Origin of the sequence: Paracoccus subflavus (assembly GCF_004310345.1) — a bacterium.
Taxonomy (GTDB): Bacteria; Pseudomonadota; Alphaproteobacteria; order Rhodobacterales; family Rhodobacteraceae; genus Paracoccus; species Paracoccus subflavus.
On record NZ_SISK01000002.1, the window covers coordinates 234,694 to 255,638 of the forward strand.

The 20,945-nt window shown below is 66.7% G+C and carries 15 protein-coding genes and 1 pseudogene; 8 read left to right on the forward strand and 8 right to left on the reverse strand.

From position 1 onward, the window contains the following. Positions 1-5: 5 nt before the first annotated feature. A complete protein-coding gene (locus EYE42_RS04280; protein ID WP_130990071.1) occupies positions 6-2,177 on the reverse strand; it encodes a ComEC/Rec2 family competence protein in 2,172 nt (723 codons plus the stop codon). A gap of 106 nt (positions 2,178-2,283) precedes the next feature. Between EYE42_RS04280 and gltX the strand changes: the two genes are divergently transcribed. The 3 genes from gltX to EYE42_RS04295 all read left to right on the forward strand — a co-directional run bounded on the left by gltX (position 2,284) and on the right by EYE42_RS04295 (position 5,784). Then, positions 2,284-3,681, forward strand: coding sequence for a glutamate--tRNA ligase (gene gltX / locus EYE42_RS04285; RefSeq protein ID WP_130990072.1), 1,398 nt, complete (start codon positions 2,284-2,286; stop codon positions 3,679-3,681). A 75-nt stretch (positions 3,682-3,756) separates the two neighbouring features. Further along, entirely contained in the window at positions 3,757-5,046 is a 1,290-nt protein-coding gene (locus tag EYE42_RS04290; RefSeq protein WP_130990073.1) for a citrate synthase, read from the forward strand. An 87-nt stretch (positions 5,047-5,133) separates the two neighbouring features. Next, entirely contained in the window at positions 5,134-5,784 is a 651-nt protein-coding gene (locus EYE42_RS04295) for an SDR family NAD(P)-dependent oxidoreductase (RefSeq protein ID WP_130990074.1), read from the forward strand. 57 nt (positions 5,785-5,841) lie between these two features. Here EYE42_RS04295 and EYE42_RS04300 read toward each other — a convergent pair whose 3' ends face one another. From EYE42_RS04300 to EYE42_RS04320, 5 genes are all read right to left on the reverse strand, one after another. Beyond that, entirely contained in the window at positions 5,842-7,650 is a 1,809-nt protein-coding gene (locus EYE42_RS04300; protein WP_246020577.1) for an aminopeptidase P family protein, read from the reverse strand. Further along, the gene (locus tag EYE42_RS04305; protein ID WP_130990075.1) at positions 7,647-8,339 is read right to left on the reverse strand and encodes a metal-dependent hydrolase; all 693 of its coding nucleotides are present in this window, start codon (positions 8,337-8,339) and stop codon (positions 7,647-7,649) included. The genes EYE42_RS04300 and EYE42_RS04305 overlap by 4 nt, the downstream gene beginning before the upstream one ends. 61 nt (positions 8,340-8,400) lie before the next feature. Further along, on the reverse strand, positions 8,401-10,137 hold the full coding sequence (recJ, locus tag EYE42_RS04310; RefSeq protein WP_130990076.1) for a single-stranded-DNA-specific exonuclease RecJ: 1,737 nt from the start codon (positions 10,135-10,137) through the stop codon (positions 8,401-8,403). Between the two features lie 71 nt (positions 10,138-10,208). Then, on the reverse strand, positions 10,209-11,174 hold the full coding sequence (glpX, locus tag EYE42_RS04315; protein ID WP_130990077.1) for a class II fructose-bisphosphatase: 966 nt from the start codon (positions 11,172-11,174) through the stop codon (positions 10,209-10,211). Between the two features lie 78 nt (positions 11,175-11,252). Further along, positions 11,253-11,504: a BolA family protein gene (locus tag EYE42_RS04320; RefSeq protein WP_130990078.1), complete on the reverse strand. Its 252-nt coding sequence runs from the start codon at positions 11,502-11,504 to the stop codon at positions 11,253-11,255. A gap of 69 nt (positions 11,505-11,573) precedes the next feature. Between EYE42_RS04320 and EYE42_RS04325 the strand changes: the two genes are divergently transcribed. Beyond that, entirely contained in the window at positions 11,574-12,200 is a 627-nt protein-coding gene (locus tag EYE42_RS04325) for a J domain-containing protein (protein WP_130990079.1), read from the forward strand. Between the two features lie 58 nt (positions 12,201-12,258). On the opposite strand, the gene lnt is transcribed toward EYE42_RS04325, so the two are convergent. Together lnt and EYE42_RS04335 are read right to left on the reverse strand one after the other, a co-directional pair. Then, entirely contained in the window at positions 12,259-13,674 is a 1,416-nt protein-coding gene (lnt, locus tag EYE42_RS04330) for an apolipoprotein N-acyltransferase (RefSeq protein ID WP_246020578.1), read from the reverse strand. 558 nt (positions 13,675-14,232) lie between these two features. Beyond that, positions 14,233-15,756: pseudogene (locus EYE42_RS04335) on the reverse strand (DEAD/DEAH box helicase); the annotation flags it as partial. 275 nt (positions 15,757-16,031) lie between these two features. Between EYE42_RS04335 and argS the strand changes: the two are divergent. From argS to EYE42_RS04355, 4 genes are all read left to right on the forward strand, one after another. Continuing rightward, a complete protein-coding gene (gene argS / locus EYE42_RS04340) occupies positions 16,032-17,774 on the forward strand; it encodes an arginine--tRNA ligase (RefSeq protein WP_130990235.1) in 1,743 nt (580 codons plus the stop codon). Positions 17,775-17,847: 73 nt separating this feature from the next. After that, positions 17,848-18,981, forward strand: a complete 1,134-nt coding sequence (locus EYE42_RS04345) for an SPOR domain-containing protein (RefSeq protein ID WP_130990082.1) — start codon at positions 17,848-17,850, stop codon at positions 18,979-18,981. Next, positions 18,981-19,973, forward strand: a complete 993-nt coding sequence (gene nagZ / locus EYE42_RS04350) for a beta-N-acetylhexosaminidase (protein WP_130990083.1) — start codon at positions 18,981-18,983, stop codon at positions 19,971-19,973. Before EYE42_RS04345 ends, nagZ begins: the two co-directional genes overlap by 1 nt. A 135-nt stretch (positions 19,974-20,108) precedes the next feature. Further along, entirely contained in the window at positions 20,109-20,930 is an 822-nt protein-coding gene (locus EYE42_RS04355; RefSeq protein WP_130990084.1) for a segregation and condensation protein A, read from the forward strand. Positions 20,931-20,945: the final 15 nt, after the last annotated feature.

Sequence of the window (20,945 nt, forward strand, 5' to 3'; positions counted from 1 at the left end):
GGGCGTCAGCCCGGACTGCGCAGCAGGTCGTTCACGCCGCGCAGCACCGGGCCGTTCTCGCCCATGTCCACCACGACCGCGCCGGTCCGACGCAGCCGGCTCTGATCCAGCATCACGCAGGGCCAGTCGGTTCCCCCTTCCAGCCGCTCTGACACCACGACGATACGCTGCGCCTGGCAGGCGGCGGGCGCGCGGTCCGCGGCGCCCTTGCCGGTGAAATGCCAGATTTCCCAGCCCTGCGGCAATGCGGCCATGCGGTCGCGCCTGTCGCCCTGCCAGGCGGGACGGGCGGCGGACTCCTCTTGCGTGGCGGTATCGCCGTCTTCTTGCAGCCATGTCCCGACGATGAAGGCCCCGCCCGAGGGCTTGGACGCAGCCCGCCCCATGGCTGTCATCAGCCCCACCGCCTCGCCCTCGGGCGCGATCAGCAGCAAGGGGCGGCGGTCCGTGGCCCAGAGAAGGGCCGAGGCCACCAGCATCGCAATTCCCGCCGCCATGCCGGCCCCGGCGGGGGTGGCGGGCCGGATGCGCAGGCTGCCCCGCCAGCACAGCACCGCCAGCGTCGCGCCAAAGCACATGAGCGGAATCACCGGGCCGGGGGGCAGGGGCAGGGCCGTGACCGCCCCGCCCAGCCCCGCAACGAAATCGGACACCCACAGCATCCAGCGTGTGCCAAGACCCATCACCCACAGCGCCGGTCCCGCCAGACCCACGGGCGCCAGCAGCGCCCCGATGACGCCCGCAGGCATCACCAGCGCCCCCATCACCGGCACGACCAGCAGGTTTGCCAGCAGCCCGTATTGCGACATCCGGTTGAAATGCGCCGCGGCCAGCGGCGAGGTCGCGACCGAGGCCACCAGCGACGACACCAGCAGCATCGCCACCGGCCGCAACCAGAACGGCATGTGCGGCGAGATGCGCGACCAGGGTCCATAGGACAGGATAAGCGCCACGGTGGCCGCAAAGCTCATGTGAAAGCCGGGATGGGTGACGGCCTCGGGCGAATAGATCAGGATGATCGTCGCGGCGAGTGCCACCGTTCGCAGCGAAATTGCCCTCCGGTCGGCGATGATGGCCAGCAGCATCACCGCCACCATGACAAAGGCGCGTTCCGTCGCCACACCGCCGCCCGACAGCCACAGATAGGCCCCCGATGCCAGCAGCGCGCCCAGCGCCGCGATCTTGTGGATGCCCTGCGGCAGAGGAGCCCCCAGTCCCTGCGCCAGTACCAGCGCCATGCGCAGCGCCGTATAGACGAAGCCGGCCAGCATCGACATGTGCAGCCCGGAAATCGAAATGATGTGGTACAGGTTCGAGGCGCGCATGGATTCGTTGGTGGCCTCGGCGATGCCCGACCGGTCGCCGGTGGTCAGGGCGGCGGCGACCGCGCCTTCCTGTCCGCCGATGCGCGTCTGGATGGCCTGGCTGATCGCCATGCGGGCGCGGTGCATCGCCCACAGGCCCCCTTCGGCCGGGGCAACGGTCATGATGGGCGTGCGGGAATAGCCGACGCCGCCAAGCCCCTCGAACCAGGCCAGCCAGCGGAAATCGAAGCTGCCGGGTGATGCCGGGGCAGGGGGCGGGCCAAGATGGCCGGTCAGCATCACCCGCTGGCCCAGAGGCGGCAGGGGGTCGGTATTGTCCATCAGCGACAGGCGGACCATGGCAGGTGTGCGGTCGGTGGCCGTGTCGCGCAGCACTACCCGGTCCAGCGTCAGCCGGATGCGGTCGCGGGCGGATCGGTCGATTTCCACCAGCCGCCCCTCGACCGGACCGTAGTATCGCCATTCCATCACCGGCGCGGCCACGCTGGCCGAGCGCAGCTCGATCAGTCCGAATCCGGCAATGACCAGCAGCAGTCCCGTCGTGCCCGTGTGCAGCGCGTCGGCCATCGGCCAGCCGATGCGCCCCCGTCCCGCCCAAGGCAGCGCCAGGCGTCGTGCGGCCAGAAGGCAGGCGGCCAGAACAGCGAGGGCCAGCCATGTGCCGGGGCCGGGAGGGGCGGGCAGGGCGAACCAGGCGGCAATTCCCGCGGCAAGGCAGACCGGCACCCAGACGAACAGTCCGGCCCGCAGCGATGCCGCCAACCGCGCAGGGCGGACATCGGCGTGGCGAGACATCCGCCGCGCGTCCGAAAATCCTGGCATCGCCACCCTGTCGCCTGTCATGGCGGCCATTCTTGTTCTTTCCCCCCGGCTTCTTTATTCCTGCCCGACATTGGCATGGAGTGCTTACCAAAGCGTTAAAAGCCTCTGTCCCATGCCTCATCTTGCAAAGGCCGCCATGTCCCAGAACCGCCCCGTCGTCACCCGCTTTGCCCCTTCGCCCACGGGATACCTGCATATCGGCGGCGCGCGGACGGCGCTGTTCAACTGGCTTTTCGCACGCGGCCGGGGAGGCAGGTTCCTGCTGCGGATCGAGGATACCGACCGCGCCCGATCAACCCCCGAAGCGACCGAGGCGATCCTGAAGGGTCTGACCTGGCTGGGCCTTGACTGGAACGGCGATCCGATCAGCCAGTTCGCCCGCCGCGACCGCCATGCCGAGGTCGCGCGGCAGATGCTGGCCGGCGGGACGGCCTATAAATGCTTTTCGACCCCCGAGGAGATCGCAGCCTGGCGCGAGGAAAACCCCCGCCAGCCGTTCCAAAGCCCATGGCGCGACGCGACCGACCTGCCCGACGCGCCCTATGCGATCCGTCTGCGGGCGCCGCGCGACGGCGAAACGGTGATCGACGATGCGGTGCAGGGCCAGGTCCGGGTGGCCAACGACCAGTTGGACGACATGGTCATCCTGCGGTCGGACGGCACGCCCACCTATATGCTGGCGGTGGTGGTGGACGATCACGACATGGACGTGACCCATGTGATCCGGGGCGACGACCACCTGACCAACACCTTCCGGCAGGTCCAGATCTTTGACGCGATGGGCTGGCCGCGTCCGGTCTTTGCCCATATCCCCCTGATCCACGGCGAAGACGGCAAGAAGCTGTCAAAACGGCATGGGGCGGTCGGCCTGCACGAATTTGCGGCCCTTGGCTATCCGGCGGCGGCAATGCGCAACTATCTTGCGCGACTGGGCTGGAGCCATGGCGACGACGAACTGTTTAACGACGAACAGGCCCGCGCGTGGTTCGACCTGGGGGGTATCGGGCGGGCACCCGCGCGTCTGGACTTCAAGAAGCTGGAGCATGTCAGCGGGCATCATGTCGGCACGATGCCGGATGCCGACCTGCTGGGCGCACTGGACGGGTTCCTGGCTGAAACAGGCGGCCAGCCCCTGACGCAATGTCAAAAGGACCGGCTGGCTCCTGCGCTTTCCGTCTTGAAGGAAAAGGCACGGACGCTGCCGCAACTGCTGGAGCAAGCCCGTTTCGCGCTGATCGACCGTCCCGTGGACATTGATGAGAAAGCATCCGGGTCTCTGGATACGGTATCCCGTGGTATGCTGTCCGCGTTGACTGCCGCAATGCAGCATGTTAGCTGGACCCGAGACGAGCTGGAGCAGGCGGCCAAGCGGGTTGCCGAGGAACACGGCGTCGGGTTGGGCAAGCTGGCGGCACCCCTGCGCGCCGCGCTTGCCGGCAGGACGTCTACCCCCAGTGTGTTCGACATGATGACGGCGCTAGGCCGCGAGGAGTCGCTGGCCCGGCTGCAGGACCAGACGGATTCGGCAGGCTGAAGGCCTGCCTCAACTTGCCAGGGACGGCCGCGCACAGACGAGGGCCGGCCCGGCCCAGCCGAAAGGATGCTTTGAATGGCCGACACGACCGCCACGATCAGGATCAATGGTTCCGACTACGAATTGCCCGTCCTCAGCCCGACGCAGGGGCCGAAGGTGCTGGATATCCGCAAGCTATACGGGCAGGCGGACGTGTTCACCTATGATCCCGGCTTCACCTCGACCGCGAGTTGCGATTCCACCATCACGTATATCGACGGCGACAAGGGAGAGTTGTGGTATCGCGGCTATCCGATCGAGCAACTGGCCGAAAGATCGCATTATCTCGAGGTCTGCTATCTGCTGCTTTACGGCGAACTGCCTACGGCGGAACAGCAGGCCGATTTCGAACGCCGCATCACCCGGCACACCATGGTGCATGAACAGATGCACAATTTCTTTCGCGGATTCCGCCGGGATGCGCACCCGATGGCGACCATGGTCGGTGTGGTGGGTGCGATGTCGGCCTTTTACCACGATTCGACCGATGTCAACGATCCCTGGCAGCGCGAGGTCGCGGCGATCCGCCTGATCGCCAAGATGCCCACGATCGCGGCGATGGCCTATAAATATTCGATCGGCCAACCCTTCGTCTATCCGCAGAACGAACTGGATTACGCAGCCAACTTCCTGCACATGTGCTTTTCGGTTCCGGCCGAGAAATACAACGTCGATCCCGCCCTGGCCCGCGCCATGGATCGCATCTTCACCCTGCATGCCGATCATGAACAGAACGCGTCCACCTCGACCGTGCGGCTGGCCGGGTCGTCGGGGGCGAACCCCTTTGCCTGCATCGCGGCGGGCATCGCCTGTCTGTGGGGTCCGGCGCATGGCGGGGCCAACCAGGCCTGCCTCGAGATGCTGCGCGAGATCGGGTCCGTGGACCGGATCCCCGAATACATCGCCAAGGCCAAGGACAAGGACGATCCGTTCCGCCTGATGGGCTTTGGCCACCGCGTCTACAAGAACTTCGATCCCCGCGCCAAGGTGATGAAGGAATCCGCCGACGAGGTTCTGGATTTGCTGGGCATCCACGACAACCCGACCCTTCAGGTTGCCAAGGAACTGGAACGGATCGCGCTCGAGGACGAATACTTCGTGTCCAAGAAGCTGTATCCCAATGTCGATTTCTATTCCGGCATCATTCTCGAGGCGATGGGCTTCCCGACCTCGATGTTCACGCCCATCTTTGCCCTGTCGCGCACGGTTGGCTGGATCGCGCAGTGGAAGGAAATGATCGGCGATCCGCAGAACAGGATCGGCCGCCCGCGCCAGTTGTATGTGGGACAGGATCGCCGCGACTATATCGACGTCGAGGCGCGCTGACCTGCGGCACCGGATGAAAGGCCCCTTCGGGGGCCTTTTTCATGACGCCCCTTGCGAAGGTGCCGGGCCGATGGCAAGGGAGCGGGCATGACGGAAACATCAAAAATCGCGCTTGTGACGGGCGCATCACGCGGCCTGGGTGCCGCCTTGACCGAGGAATTGGCGACGCGGGGTTATCACGTTCTGGCGGTCGCGCGCACGGTCGGGGGGCTTGAGGAACTGGACGACCGCATCCGCCGCAAGGGCGGCGTCGCGACGCTCGCGCCCATGGACGTAAGCGAAGCGCCTGCGATGCAGCAACTGGCCCGGGCGATCCTGGACCGCTGGGGCGGGCTGGACATGTGGGCGCATTGCGCGATCCACGCCGCCCCGCTGGCCCCCGCGTCGCATGTCGACGGCAAGGATTGGGCCAGGTCGGTCCTGGTCAACATGGACGTGACGCGGGGACTGATCGCGTTGTTGGAGCCGTTGCTGCGCGCACGAGGCGGCACGGCGCTGTTTTTCGACGATCCGCGTGCGGGACAAAAATTCTTTGGTGCCTATGGCGCGACCAAGGCGGGCCAGATCGCGCTTGCCCGCAGTTGGCAGGCCGAAACCGCCTCCCTTGGCCCGCGCGTGGTCATTGCCGAACCCACCCCGATGCCCACCGCCGTGCGGGCGCGGTTCTTTCCGGGCGAGGATCGGACGACGCTGACGCCCTGCAAGAACGAGGCGGTGCGGATTCTGGACGCATTATAGGCTGGCGTCCCGTGCCGGCCAGGGATGCCTTGACCCCGGGCCCCTGCAAGGAGATTTTTACGAAGACGATCCGAGAGGCAGGGTTGCCTGCTGCAACCAGATACGCGTGTCGTCATCCAGATGGGGCGAAAGCGCATCCCGCACCTGCGCGTGATAGGCATCCAGCCAGTCGATTTCATCGCGCGACAGCGCGGCCATGTCGATCAGGCGGCGATCGATGGGACACAGGGTCAACGTCTCGAATCCCAGCATGGTGCGGCCTGCCTCTGCTTCTGCCGGGCGGATCGCGACCAGGTTCTCGATACGAATGCCGAAGTTGCCTTCGCGGTAATAGCCCGGTTCGTTCGACAGGATCATGCCCGCTTCCAGCGGCAGGGTGCTGACGCGGCTGATGCGTGCCGGGCCTTCGTGGACACACAGTGCCGCGCCGACGCCGTGTCCGGTGCCATGGTCATAGTCCAGCCCCTGCGCCCAGAGATGCTGCCGCGCAAGCGCGTCCAGATGCGCGCCCGCGACGCCTTTCGGAAAGCGTGTCCGGCTGAGGGCGATCATGCCCCGCAGCACGGCGGTATAGGGAACCACGGCATCGGGCAGCGGATCGCCCAGCGGCACGGTGCGGGTGATGTCGGTTGTCCCGTCGGGATATTGCCCGCCGGAATCGATCAGCAGCACCTCTCCCCGTGCAAGGCGGCGGTTGGTGGCGCGGGTGACGCGGTAATGGACGATGGCGCCGTTCGGGCCTGCCCCGCAGATCGTGTCGAAGCTGATATCGGTGATACCCGCCTCGCGGCGCAGGGATTCCAGCTTTTCGACCACGTCGATCTCGGTCAGCCTGCCTGGGTCCTGTGCATCAAGCCAGGCCAGCAGCCGCGCCATGGCCACCCCGTCGCGCAGATGGGCTGCGCGCATCCCCACCAGTTCGGCGGGGTTTTTGCGCGCCTTGGGCAGGATCGCCGGATCCGGGGCGCGGGCGATCTGGGTATCGGCGCTTTCCAGCAGGCGAAAGGCGGCCTCGGGTGCGGTGGCGGGGTCGATGCGGACAGGCCCCTCCAGATCCAGCAGGGCGGGGGCCAGGCCCTCGGGGTGCAGGATCGCGACCTGATTGCCCAGATGGGCGCGCAAGGCGTCGTCGAACTTGGCCGGGTCAGTGAACAGCGCGACATGGCCATCGTCCGACAGGACCGCGAATGACTGCACCACCGGGTTCTTGGGCAGGTCGCTGCCCCGGATGTTCAACAGCCAGGATATGGAATCGGGCAGCGTCAGCAACGCCGCCGCTTGCCCGTCCTTGCGCAACTGGGCCGCCAGACGGGCGCGTTTGTCGGCCGCCGTTTCACCCGCAACGCTGTCGTCATGGATGCGCGCCCGGCCCACCGGGGGGGCGGGGCGGTCGGTCCATATCTGATCGACGGGATTGCGGTCCACGGCGATCAGGCCGATGCCGCTGTCGATCAGGGCCTTGTCCAGGGTTTCAACCTCCTGCCGGGTGTGCAGCCAGGGATCAAATCCGACACGTCCCCCAGCGGGCAACGCATCCCTCAGCCAGTCCGAAGGCCTGGTTTCGGGCCAGGCAACCGGGGTGAAATGGTCCGGATCAACCTGCCCCTTGACCTGAACGCGATAACGCCCGTCGATGAACAGGCCCGCGCGGTCCCTGGTCACGATGGCAAAGCCGGCGCTGCCGGTGAACCCGGTCAGCCACCCCAGCCGCGCATCGGCATCGGCCACGTATTCGCCCTGATGGGCATCGGCGCGCGGTATGATGAAGGCGTCCAGGCCGTCGGCCGCCATCTGCACGCGCAAGCTGGCCAGGCGGGCGGCGTGATCGGCCCGGACCGGCGCGTCGTCGAAGGTCTGAAAGCTCACAACGTGATCGCCTTCATCACCTCGGGTTCGATCACCTGAACGCCCGGCAAACCCTCGATCAGCGCCTGGGCTGATTGTTCCAGCAAAGGGAAGGTCTTGTAATGGCAGGGAATCACGGACTTGAAGTCGAAATACTTTCTGGCCGCCCAGGCCGCGCGCTTCATGTCCATGGTAAAGTGCCCGCCCGCGCAGAGAATGCCGATATCCGGCTGGTGGTATTCGCCCATCCAGGCCATGTCCGCCATGATGTCAGTGTCGCCCGAAACATAGATCACATGGCCTTCGCCCGCGATCATGTAGCCCGATTCGTGACCTGCATAGATCGGCCCGTCGGCGCCTTCGATCGAACTGGAATGGCTGGCATTCACCATCGTCACCTGCGCCCCGCCCAGATCGACGGTGCCGCCCTTGTTGAAGCCGATGCCGACGATGTCGTGATGGGTGGCCCAGGTGTTGATCAGGTCATAGATGCCCGCCACCGGGATCTTCAGTTCCTTGGCAATGGCCAGCGCGTCGCCGGAATGATCGCCATGGCCGTGGGTCAGCAGAATGTGGGTCGCGCCCCGGACAGCCTCGTCTCGCCGATCCTCGGGGAAAACCGGGTTTCCGGAAATCCAGGGGTCGATCAGGATGACAGCATCCTCGATTTCCAGGCGAAAGCCGGAATGTCCAAGCCAGAACAGTTTCATCGCGTCCTCCTGCGGGTGTCGGGAACAGGTTAGCGGCGGGGCCGGGCGCTGACCAGACGGGTCAGACGGGGGCCGCATCCTCCAGCCGCAGGCGCAGGCGTTCGCGCCCGTTCCAGGTGGACAGATCCAGCCTTCCCGCAAGATGGAACCGCCGCCCCCGCGCACCGATCAGTGCGGGCCCCAGCGGGCCGTTCATGGCGCCCCAGGCGACGGCCTCCAACGCCGGACCGCCCGCACTGCGGAACGACAGGCGCAGGTGGCTGTCGCCCATGGTGCCGGCGCTGTGGATCATCTGGTCGGCAAAGGCGAAACGCGGCGCCGGGGCGGCCTGGCCGAAAGGGCCCGCATCCTCGATCTGGCGATAGAGCTGCGGCGTGGCGCCCGCGCATTCCATCAGGCCGGAAATGCGCAGGTCGCGCGCGCCGCTGCGCTGTGCCAGATCGGCCGCGATCAGGTCCGACAGGCGGGCCATGGCGGCGGGGATTTTCTCCTCGGCCACGGTCAGCCCGGCGGCCATCATGTGCCCGCCGCCCTTGATCAGCAGGCCTTCGTCCGCAAGGCGGTGAATGACGCGACCCAGATCGACGCCCGGAACCGAGCGGGCCGAACCCTTGCCGATCCCGTTTTCGATGCCGATCACCACCGAGGGCAGGTCCGTTGCCTCCTTGATCCGGGCGGCGACGATGCCCACGACGCCCGGATGCCAGCCCTGGCCCGCCGCCCAGGACAGGCCGGCATCGCCCCGCGCCTCGACCTGTGCCAGGGCCTCGTCTCGGACGGCGGCTTCGATGGCACGGCGGTCGCGGTTCAGCGCGTCCAGTTCGGCGGCCAGTCGCCCCGCCTCGCGTGGGTCGCGACAGGCCAGGCACCGCGCGCCCAGATCGGCACGACCCACCCGGCCGCCCGCATTGATGCGCGGCCCCAACAGAAAACCCAGGTGAAAGGCGCCCGGCGGGCCATCCAGACGCGCCACGTCGGACAGGGCCACCAGACCGGGGCGGTTGCGGCGGGCCATGATCGCCAAGCCCTGCCGCACAAAGGCGCGGTTGACGCCGATCAGGGGCGCAACGTCGGCCACCGTCGCCAGGGCCACCAGATCCAGCAGTGCCATGAGATCGGGTTCGGGCCGTCCCATGCCGCGCAGCACGCGGCCCGCCTGCACCAGCGTCAGAAACACGACGCCGGCGGCGCACAGGTGGCCCAGAGAGCCGTCCTCATCCGCGCGGTTGGGATTCACGACCGCCAGGGCAGGAGGCAGGATCGCGCCGCCCAGATGGTGATCCAGAACGATGATATCGGTGCCCCCCGCATCGGTCAGGGCATCATGGCTCAGCGTTCCGCAATCCACGCAGACGATCAGGTCGTGATCCCCCGCAAGCGCCGCCATCGCAGGGCCATTCGGGCCGTAGCCCTCGTCAATGCGGTCCGGAATATACAGGGTCGCGTCGCGGCCCTGTCCGCGCAGCCAGTCCAGCAGCAGGGCCGCCGAACTGCCGCCGTCCACGTCGTAATCGGCAAAGATGGCGATGCGCTCGGCATTGACCGTGGCCGCCACCAGCCTTTCCGCCGCGACGCCCATGTCGCGAAGCGACAGCGGATCGGGCAGCAGTTCGCGCAGGCGGGGCGTCAGGAAGCCTTCAGCACCCTCGGCCTCGACCCCGCGTTCGGCCAGGATGCGCGCAACGGCCAGGGGCAGGCCTGCACGTTGGGCCAGCCCTTCTGCCAGACGGTCGGCAGCGGCATCCGGGCCGACCCACCGCCGACCCGTCAGCGATCGCTCGATGCCCAGAAACGTCACGCCTGCACCTTCTTTGTTGCCCAAATACCCTTGGGGGCGCGCGCGGCACGCGCGGCGGGGGCGAAGCCCCCTTACTTCAGCGGGTTGCGATAGATCATCCGGCGCACCGATCCGGTCTTGGATCGCATCAGGATGGTTTCGGTCGTCAGATAGCCGGGCTCGCGCTTGACCCCGGCCACGATGGACCCGTTCGTGACCCCGGTGGCTGCAAAGATGACGTCGCCCGTGACCAGTTCGTCCCGCGCATAGATGCGATCCAGATCGGCGATGCCTGCCTTGCGGGCCCGGCCGCGTTCGTCGTCGTTGCGAAACAGCAGCTTGCCCCACATCTGCCCGCCCATGCATTTCAGCGCCGATGCCGCCAGCACACCTTCGGGCGCGCCGCCCGAGCCCATGTACATGTCAATGCCGGTCAGATCGGCCTCGGCGCAGTGGATCACCCCCGCCACGTCGCCATCGGTGATCAGCCGGATCGCGGCGCCGGTGGACCGCACCTCGGCCACCAGATCCTCGTGGCGCGGACGTTCCAGGATGCACACGGTGATGTCGCTGTTTTCGCAGCCGCGCGCCTTGGCCAGGGCGCGCACCCGCTCGGAGGGCGTCATCTCCAGGCTGACCACATCGACCGGATAGCCCGGCCCGATTGCCAGCTTTTCCATATACACGTCCGGCGCGTGCAGCAGCGTGCCGCGCGGTGCCATGGCGATCACCGTCAGGGCGTTCGGCATATCCTTTGCCGTCAGGGTCGTGCCTTCCAGCGGGTCAAGGGCGATGTCCACCTCGGGGCCTTCGCCGGTGCCGACCTCCTCGCCGATGTACAACATCGGCGCCTCGTCCCGTTCGCCCTCGCCGATCACAACGACACCCTTGATGTCCAGCATGTTCAACTGGTCGCGCATGGCATTCACGGCGGCCTGGTCGGCGGCCTTTTCATCGCCACGTCCGATCAATCGGGCCGATGCATGGGCCGCAGCCTCGCTGACGCGGGCCAGGCCCAGCGAAAGCATCCGGTCGTTGAAATCCTTGGGCGCGGTCATGTCCATCCCTTTTTGACGCAGGTCCGCCCGGTTTCTACGCCCCCCCCGGCGCGGCGGCAAGCCCGAGGGGGCCAAAGCTCAGGTCTCGGACAGATCCAGCGCCAGGGCATGGATGCGCGGCACGATGTCGCCAAGGGTCCGGTGGACCAGCCGGTGTTGCTGGACACGGCCAAGCCCGGCAAAGGCAGGGCTTGCCATGCGGATTCGGAAATGGGTCTGGCCCCCGTCGCGGTATCCGGCATGGCCGCGATGGCTTTCGCTTTCGTCGATCACCTCCAGCCGGGTGGGGTGCAGGGCGGACAGTTTGTCGCGCATTTCATCGGCAATCATCCGTCAAGACCTTTCATGTCGCGACAAAAACCCTAAACTGCTGCCTTCGAGTCGCAAAGGTGCCCCGGAATGAGCAAAAACGACCCGTTCGGCTTTGATATTTCGGCCGCAAAGGACAAAAAGCGCAAGACCAAGGGCCGTCGCGGCATGTCCGGCGCCTTCGAAACCTCGACCCGGATCTGCGACAAGCAGGATTGCGACGAGCCGGGCCAGTACCGCGCGCCGAAAAACCCGCGGCATCTGGATGACTATTTCTGGTTCTGCAAGGAACACGTACGCGAATACAACGCGAACTGGAATTACTTCCAGGGTCAGTCCGAGGAAGAGTTCCAGCAGTTCATCGACAATGCGACCGTGTGGGAACGTCCCACGAAGCCCTTTGGCCGGGCTGCGCAAGAGGGGAAATGGGCCCGCCACGGCATCAGCGACCCGCTGGAAATCCTGGGCGCCAACGGCACCGCCCCCGAGGCGCGGGCCAAGGCCAACCGCAAGCTGCCCCCGACCGAGCGCAAGGCACTGGATATTCTGGAAGCCAAGGACACCTGGACCCGCGCCGAGATTCGCAAGCAGTACAAGTCCCTGGTCAAGGATCTGCATCCCGACATGAACGGCGGCGACCGCTCCGACGAGGATCGGCTGGCCGAGGTGGTCTGGGCCTGGGATCAGGTCAAGGACAGCCGGTATTTCAAGGACTGACACCCTGTCAGGGGGCTGCCGCCCTGTCCTTTATGGATAGGGAGAGAACGAACCTGTCTCAGCGTCTGCGCCGCAGGAGGGCTGCGGCCAGCGCCAGAACCGCCAGCAGGACGGCAGGGATATTGCCCCATCGCATCCAAGGCGTTTCGGGCAGGGCGGCCGGCAGGGCCGCGTCGATCTTGCCCGACACGCCAAGGCTCAGCGACTGCCGGACGGTTCCATGCGGGTCGATGACGGCGCTGACGCCGGTATTTGCGGCCCGGACCAGCGGCAGACCCGATTCGATCGCCCGCAACCGGGCCTGGGCAAGATGCTGGTAGGGGCCAGAGAACTGTCCGAACCAGGCGTCGTTCGTGGCCTGAAGCAACCAGGCAGGCCGGCGGTCCAGCCCGCGCAGATGCTGGGGAAAGATCGCTTCATAGCAGATCAGCGGCTGGAAATCGGGGATGCCGGGGGCCGTCATGACAGCAGGGCCCGGGCCGGGGGAATAGCCGTTGCCCTGCTGGGCCGCAAAGGCGCCGATCCCGACTCGCGCCAAGGCATCGCCCCAGGGGATGTATTCGCCGAACGGGACAAGGTGAAACTTGTCATAAGTGCCGCTGACCGTCGCATCGGGGTTCAGTGTGACAAGGCTGTTGTGAAACCGGCTGCCTTCACGCCGCTGGATGCCCATCACCAGCGGCGCACCTGCCGCCTGTGCCATGGCTGGCAGCACCGGACCCGCATCCTCGAGCAGGAAGTTCACGGCGGTTTCCGGCCAGATCACCAGATCGCGCGGACCAGGCGCGGCCGACAGATCCAGAAGCCGTTGAAAGAACACCGCCGCCCATTCCGGGTCCCATTTCAGATGCTGTTCGGCATTGGGCTGAACGATGCGCAGCAGGGTTGGCGTATCCGGGGGCAGGGGGGTCGCCAGACGCGCCGCGCCGGCCAGCCACAGCCCTCCGGTCAGCGCGACGGCGGGCATGACCGCGGCCAGCGGGCGCAACAGCGATGGCAGCGCGGCCAGGGTCAGCGTCACGAGACAAAGGCCGATGGCGCCGGCATAGGCCGCGGCCTGGGCCACCGGCGTGTCGATCCAGACATGGCCCGTCAGCGCCCAGGGCAATCCGGTAAAGATCCAGCCGCGCATCCAGTCCGACAGCACCAGCGCGGCCGCGACAGCCACGGCCCGGCGGGGGCCGGGCAAGGCCAGGCGCGCGGCCAGCCCGGCGGGGATCGCCCAGAACAGCGCGCCTCCTGCAGCCAGCAGTACAAGGGCAAAGGGCGCCATCCAGCCATAAATATCAGGCTCGACCAGAAACGGCTCGACGATCCAGTGCATCGACAGTCCAAACCAGCCCAGGCCACCCGCCAGCATCGGCCAGAATGCCCCCCTGGCGCCGGCCGCACGGGCCACCAGCAGCGCCAGGGCCAAGGGCGTGGCGATCCAAAGGCCGAAGGGTGCCAACCCCAGGGCGGCGATCCCACCCAAGGCGAGATCAATCCCAAACTGCCGCAAGGACGAACGGCCGTTCATGCCCGACGTTCAGGCGTCCGCGTCGGCGCTGACCTGCGGTTCGGCGGGGGCCTCGTCGGTCTTTTTCCGGCGGGTCCGCTTGGGTTTGGGCGCGTCCTCGGGGGTTGGCTCGGCGGCCTCGTCCGGTTTCTTGCGGCGGGTGCGTTTCGGTTTTTCGGCCGGGGCGGATGCGTCAGGTACTGCTTCTGCCTCGGTCTCTGCCTTCTTGCGCCGAGTGCGCTTCGGCTTGGGCGCTTTCTCCACCGTTTCCTGTGCAGGGGCTTCGACCGAGGATTCGGGCATGGCCTCAGGTGCGGCATTTCCCGCAGGATCGGAAGCGGCGGTCTCCAGGGCAATGGATTCGTCCGGCAGCACGATGGGGGCGTCGGTCACCGCAGTTTCTGACGAGGTGTCGGGCATCGCTTCGGACTTCTTGCGCCGGTTGCGTCCCCGCCGCGGCTTGTCGGCAAGAGTTTCGCCAGCCGGCACCGATTCGACCGGCTGTTCGGGGGTTTCCCCGGAATCCCGAGCAATGGCTGCAAGCGCCGGGCGCAGTTCCACCAGCATGAATTCGGGAACATGATCGCCCATGCCCATGACCGCCGGGCCGCGAACCTCGTCCCGGCGCCCGCGCCGGTCGCGGGATGGATCGCGGCGATCCTCGCGCTTCTCCTCGCGGTATTCTTCTTTTGCGGGCTCGCGTCGTACGTCCTCGCGCCGTACTTCTTCCCGCCGTACGTCCTCGCGCCGGGCTTCCTCCCGGCGCGGCTCGGGCGCGCGATCCTCCCGGCGCGGCTCGGAAGCGCGATCCTCTCGGCGTTCATCGTCGCGGCGCTGGCCGCGCTTTTTGTCGCGGCCATTGCGGCGGTCGTCGCGGCCTGCGCTGCGGTCGGTTTCGGACAAGGTGAATCCCTCTGGCAAGGCGGTGCGCGGCAAGGTCTTTTTCACAAGATTTTCGATCGCCGCCAGATATTTCTCATCCGAGGGCGTGGCAATGCTGAAGGCGCTGCCCAGACGGCCCGCGCGACCGGTTCGGCCGATGCGGTGGACGTAATCCTCGGCATGGGACGGCAGGTCATAGTTGAAGACATGGCTGACTGCCGGAATGTCCAGGCCCCGCGCCGCCACGTCCGAGGCAATGAGCAGTTTCAGCGTGCCATCGCGGAAGCTGTCCAGCGTGCGGGTGCGGTGGCTCTGGTCCAGGTCGCCGTGGATCGGGGCGGCGTCATAGCCGTGCTTGGCCAGCGACTTGGCAACGATGTCCACATCCGTCTTGCGATTGCAGAAAATGATCGCGTTTTTCAGGCCCTCGCCCTCGGCGTCGATCAGCGCGCGCAGCAGGTCGCGTTTCTGCTTGGCCGCCATGTCGCGGCGGGTGGGCACCAGTTCGACCAGCTTCTGGGTGATCGTCTCGCTGGCTGTGGCTTGGCGCGCGACCTCGATCCGTTCGGGGGCGTGCAGGAAGGTATCGGTGATCCGCTCGATCTCGGGCGCCATGGTGGCGGAAAAGAACAACGTCTGGCGGGTAAAGGGGGTCAGTTGGAAGATGCGTTCGATGTCGGGAATAAAGCCCATGTCCAGCATCCGGTCGGCCTCGTCCACAACCATGATCTGCACGCCGGTCAGCAACAGCTTGCCGCGTTCGAAATGATCCAGCAGGCGGCCGGGGGTGGCGATCAGCACATCGACGCCCCGGTCGATCAGCTTGTCCTGTTCGCCAAAGCTGACGCCGCCGATCAGCAGCGCCTTGGTCAGGCGGGTGTGCTTGGCATAGGTGTCGAAGTTTTCGGCCACCTGGGCCGCCAGTTCGCGCGTCGGGCACAGAACCAGCGACCGCGGCATGCGCGCACGCGCCCGTCCACGGCCCAGCAGCGTGATCATCGGCAACACAAAGCTGGCGGTCTTGCCGGTGCCCGTCTGCGCGATGCCCAGCACGTCGCGGCCTTCAAGCGCGGGGGGAATGGCGCCTGCCTGGATCGGCGTTGGCGTTTCGTACCCGGACTCGCCAATGGCCTTCAATACGGCGGGGTCAAGCTTCAGATCGGAGAATTTCGTCATTCAGGGCTTTCCAAGAGATACGCGTCGATCCTTCGACGCCATGCGTTCCATCGCCGCAAGACCCGGATGGCTGGTGCGGCCTGCAATGGGACGCAGACTCGCACGCCCCTTCAGTCGGCCCGCCGGATGCGAACCATGCATTGCGTTAGACCAAGTGGACGGCCGCGTCAATGTTTCGGCCCGAAAACGTTGCGAAAAATGCCGGTTTCCGGGCTTTGTGTTGACCGAACCCCGCCCCAGGGGATAACCGGCAGCGGACAGTCAGGAAAGCGATGATGAACCTATTCACCGATCTGCGCGGCGTCGTTCTGGCCGCGTTGGAGCAAATGACGCAAGCGGGCGAACTGCCGCCGGGTCTGGATTTCGCCAATGTCGCGGTGGAACCGCCCCGCGATCCCGCCCATGGCGACATGGCGACCAATGCCGCGATGGTGCTGGCCAAGCCCGCCGGCATGAAGCCGCGTGACATCGCTGACAGGCTGGCGGGTCGTCTGACCGATCCGCGCATCAGCGCGGCCGAGGTCGCGGGACCGGGTTTCCTGAATTTGCGCCTGTCGCCCGCCGTCTGGCAGGACGTTGTTGCAACCGCCATCCGCGAGGGTGCGGAGTTCGGCCGGTCCGACATCGGCGCCGGGCAGCGGGTCAACGTGGAATTCGTCAGTGCCAACCCGACCGGCCCGATGCATGTGGGCCATGTCCGCGGCGCGGTCTTTGGCGACGCGCTGGCGAACCTGCTGGCCTTCTCGGGCCATGACGTGACGCGCGAATACTATATCAACGACGGCGGCGCGCAGGTCGATGTGCTGGCCCGGTCCGCCTATGAGCGTTACCGCGAGGCCAATGGGCTGGAGCCCGAGATCCGCGAGGGGCTGTATCCCGGCGACTATCTGATCCCGGTGGGAGAGGCGCTGAAGGCGAAGTACGGCACCCGCCTGCTGGACTGCCCGGAATCCGACTGGCTGGCCGAGGTCCGCGATTTCGCCACCGAGGCGATGATGGAAATGATCCGGCAGGATCTGGCGGTGCTGGGTGTGCGCATGGATGTCTATTCCAGCGAAAAGGCGCTTTACGGCACCGGCCGGATCGAGGCCGCGATCGAGAGATTGCGGTCCATGGACCTGATCTATCGCGGCGTGCTGGAACCGCCCAAGGGCAAGCTGCCCGAGGATTGGGAGGAACGCGAGCAACTGCTGTTCCGGTCCACCGCGCATGGCGACGACGTGGACAGGCCGATCCAGAAATCGGACGGGGCCTGGACCTATTTCGCGCCCGACATCGCCTATCACTGGGACAAGATCGACCGGGGGTTCGATGCGCTGATCGACGTGTTCGGCGCCGATCATGGGGGCTATGTCAAGCGGATGCAGGCGGCGGTGGCGGCGCTGTCGAACGGGCGTGTGCCGCTGGACATCAAGCTGATCCAGTTGGTCAAGCTCTTCAAGAACGGCGAGCCGTTCAAGATGTCCAAGCGCGCAGGCACCTTCGTCACCCTGCGCGATGTGGTCGAGGAGGCGGGGGCCGATGTCACCCGCTTTATCATGCTGACGCGCAAGAACGACGCGGCGCTGGATTTCGATTTCGCGCGTGTGCTGGAACAATCCAAGGACAATCCCGTCTGGTATGTCCAGTATGCCAACGCGCGCGTGCATTCCGTGCTGCGCCGGGCGACCGAATCAGGCATCGACGTGGGTGATTCGTCTCTGGCCTGCGCGGATCTGACAGGTCTGTCGCACCCGGCGGAACTGGATCTGGCGCGAAAGGTCGCCGAATGGCCGCGCCTGGTGGAAAATGCGGCGCGCGCGCACGAACCGCACCGGGTCGCCTTTTTCCTCTACGAAATCGCGTCCGATCTGCATTCGTTATGGAATCGGGGCAATGACGAGGTTGCGCTGCGATTCGTCCAGAATGGCGATCCGGCCACGTCGCAAGCAAAAATTGCGCTGGTTCGTGCAGTTGGCGTTGTTATTTCAAGTGGCCTCGCTATTCTGGGTGTTACGCCGGTCAAGGAAATGCGCTGATCTTACAAAGCGTCCCCGCCGGTCGGAACGGGCAGTCAAGTTCAGGCCGGATCAACCGGCAGGCAGGCAGGCTATGGCAGTGATGGATTACCGCGAAGGCGGCTATGTGTTCTCGCGTCACAAGGTGAAGCGTGAATTTGCGTATGAAGGCGGCGGCCGGGACGACCGGGCGCAGGGCCACCCCCCCGGTTCTGCCGGGGATCAGCAGGGCGGCGGCGGTCTGACCGCGCGGTTCGCCCGATTGTCGCATTATCTGGGCGCGGTCGCCTCGGTGGCGCTGATGGTCGGACTGACGGTTTGGGGCTGGCAACTGGTATCGCGCGATGTGTCGGGCGTGCCGGTAATCCGGGCCATTGTGGGTGATGCGCGCACCACCCCCACCGAACCGGGGGGCGAACTGACCAGCTATACCGGCTATGCCGTGAACGATGTGGCCGAGGGTGCCGAAACGCAGCCGACCCAGCAGGTCGCCATTGCGCCCGCGCCTACCGGCCTGTCCGACGAGGACGTGGCCATGGGGCGGCTGGGGGCGACCGCCCGCGAACCCGCCTCGACCTCTGAAGTGCCGCTGAGCTTTGCCGGAGATCCGATCGTTCCCCTGTCCGACAGCGAAGCCCGTTCCCTGGCCGAAGCGGAAGCTGCCGCCGCAGCCGAACGATTGGCCTTTGCAGACAGCACCGTGCAGAACGCGGCCATCAGCGATGCTCCGGCCAGCGAAGGTCCCGTGAACGAGGCGCTGACCGACGAGAACGGCGCCCCGGCCCAGGCCGCCGCCATTGCCGAGGCCCTGGTCCTGGCACAGGCCGAGGCCGATCCGGGCGTCCTGATAGCCTCGCCCCGCCCCGCCCCGCGCCCGCGCAGCATGCGCATCGCCTCGGCCGGAACCACCGCCACCGACGCCCGCCCGGTGGCTGCCGCCGAGGCCGCGCCCGAGGCTCGTCCCGCATCGGCCCCGGTGTCTCAGGCCAGCGGCCCGCAGGTGCAGCTTGGCGCCTTCGACAGCGACGCCATCGCGGCCGGCGAATGGAACCGGCTGATGAACAAGCATGTGGTCTTTGCCGGCAAGCAGCAGGTGATCCAACCGCATCAGTCGAATGGCCGCACCTTCTGGCGCCTGCGCGTCGCCGGATTTGGATCGCTGTCCGAGGCGCGTCAGTTCTGCGCCGCGCTGAAATCGGCGGGCACCGACTGCCTCGCCCTGAACTGATGGCGTCGAACGCCACGATTGTGGGCGGCATCGCCGGGACGGAACTGACCCCAGCCGAGCGCGATTTCTTTCGCGCGGCGGACCCTTGGGGGTTCATCCTGTTCGGCCGCAACGTCGAGAGCCCCGATCAGCTGCGCCGCTTGACGGGCGATCTGCGCGATGCGGTAGGCCGCGAGGCGGTTATCACCGTCGATCAGGAAGGCGGACGGGTGCAGCGTCTGCGCGGCCCTTACTGGAGCGACTGGCCCGCCCCGCTGGATCAGGCCGGGGCCGGGACACGCGCGATGTGGCTGCGCTATCATCTGATCGGGAGGGAGTTGCGCGACGTGGGCATCGATTCGAACTGCGCCCCGACGCTGGACGTGGTGCAGGCCGAAACCCATCCCTTTCTGCGCAACCGGTGTCTGGGGGCCGACGCCGAAACCGTCGCCAGGCTTGGCCGCGCCGCTGCCGAGGGAATGATGTCCGCGGGTGTTTTGCCGGTGATGAAGCATCTGCCCGGCCATGGCCGGGCCGTGGCCGACAGCCATCATGACCTGCCCATCGTCACCGCCACAGTCGAGGATCTGGAGGCGGTGGACTTTGCCCCGTTCCGCGCGCTGAACGACCTGCCGATGGGCATGACCGCGCATATCCGCTTTGCCGAACTGGACGATGCTCCGGCAACGGCTTCGCCGACGCTGATCCGCCTGATCCGCGACCGGATCGGTTTCGGCGGACTGCTGATGACCGACGACATCACCATGAGCGCCTTGTCGGGGACCCAGGCGGAACGCGCTGCGGCTGCGATCGCCGCAGGCTGCGATCTGGTGCTGCACTGCAACGGCACCCTTGCAGAGATGGAGGCCGTGATGGACGCGGCAGGATTCCTGTCGGCCCCGGCGCAGCGCCGGGCCGATGCCGCCCTGGCGCAGCGCGGGCCGCCGCCGCAGGATTCGGACCGCGCCGCCCTGATGGCGGAATGGCGCGGCCTGACCACAGCCCAGGTCTGAGGGCGCGGCCTTTTTCTCATGCACGTATCCGCGGGGAATCCTTGGGGCAGACAGCCCCTGCAATAGGCTGGGCCTCGCTTGACTTCGATCCTGTCCGGCCTGATCCTGCCGCGCCGACAGCAAAAAAGGAACCCCGTGGCCCGTCTGCCCGCCGATATCCCCTATCTGCGTCCGGTGCCCGATGCCGATACCGTTGCCCGGCGGCAAGCGGACGAATTGCTGATTGTCGATGTGGACGGCTACGAAGGGCCGCTGGATCTGCTGCTGACGCTGGCGCGCACGCAGAAAGTGGATCTGATGCGGATCTCGGTCCTGGAACTGGCGCAGCAGTATCTGGACTTTGTGGAACAGGCCCGGACCCTACGCATCGAACTGGCCGCAGATTACCTGGTGATGGCCGCCTGGCTCGCGTTCCTGAAATCGCGCCTGCTGCTGCCTCCCGACCCTGAGACCGAAGGCCCCTCGGCCGAGGACATGGCAGCGCATCTGGCCTTTCAACTGGAGCGGCTGGGCGCGATGCGGCAGGCAGCGGCGCGATTGATGGGTTGCAACCGGCTGGGGATCGACCGGTTTGCGCGCGGGATGCCGGAAACCGTGGCACGGACACGGCGCATGGAATGGCAGGCAGGGCTGATCGACCTGATGCGCGCCTATGCCCGGCTGAGGACGCGCGACGAATTCCGTCCCTATGCCTTCGACCGCCGCGATGTCTTCACGATGGAACAGGCCCTTGACCGCCTGCGCGGTCTGGTGGGCGAGGCAGCGGACTGGACCGATCTGGCGGCCTATCTGCCCGATGGCTGGCAATCCCAGCCGGGGCGGCGCCGTTCGGCCACGGCGGCGACCTTTGCCGCCTCGCTGGAACTTGCACGGCAAGGCCGGATCGAGCTACGACAGACCGATGCCTTTGCGCCGATCCGTCTTCGCCGCAAGCCGCTGGACAGCGACCCGCCGTGACAGATCCCGCCCCGC

Coding starts and splice junctions, on each gene's coding strand:
- EYE42_RS04280 (WP_130990071.1), bottom strand. CDS start 2,177: ATGGCCGCCATGACAGGCGACAGGGTGGCGATGCCAGGATTTTCGGAC.
- gltX (WP_130990072.1), top strand. CDS start 2,284: ATGTCCCAGAACCGCCCCGTCGTCACCCGCTTTGCCCCTTCGCCCACG.
- EYE42_RS04290 (WP_130990073.1), top strand. CDS start 3,757: ATGGCCGACACGACCGCCACGATCAGGATCAATGGTTCCGACTACGAA.
- EYE42_RS04295 (WP_130990074.1), top strand. CDS start 5,134: ATGACGGAAACATCAAAAATCGCGCTTGTGACGGGCGCATCACGCGGC.
- EYE42_RS04305 (WP_130990075.1), bottom strand. CDS start 8,339: ATGAAACTGTTCTGGCTTGGACATTCCGGCTTTCGCCTGGAAATCGAG.
- glpX (WP_130990077.1), bottom strand. CDS start 11,174: ATGACCGCGCCCAAGGATTTCAACGACCGGATGCTTTCGCTGGGCCTG.
- EYE42_RS04320 (WP_130990078.1), bottom strand. CDS start 11,504: ATGATTGCCGATGAAATGCGCGACAAACTGTCCGCCCTGCACCCCACC.
- EYE42_RS04325 (WP_130990079.1), top strand. CDS start 11,574: ATGAGCAAAAACGACCCGTTCGGCTTTGATATTTCGGCCGCAAAGGAC.
- argS (WP_130990235.1), top strand. CDS start 16,032: ATGAACCTATTCACCGATCTGCGCGGCGTCGTTCTGGCCGCGTTGGAG.
- EYE42_RS04345 (WP_130990082.1), top strand. CDS start 17,848: ATGGCAGTGATGGATTACCGCGAAGGCGGCTATGTGTTCTCGCGTCAC.
- nagZ (WP_130990083.1), top strand. CDS start 18,981: ATGGCGTCGAACGCCACGATTGTGGGCGGCATCGCCGGGACGGAACTG.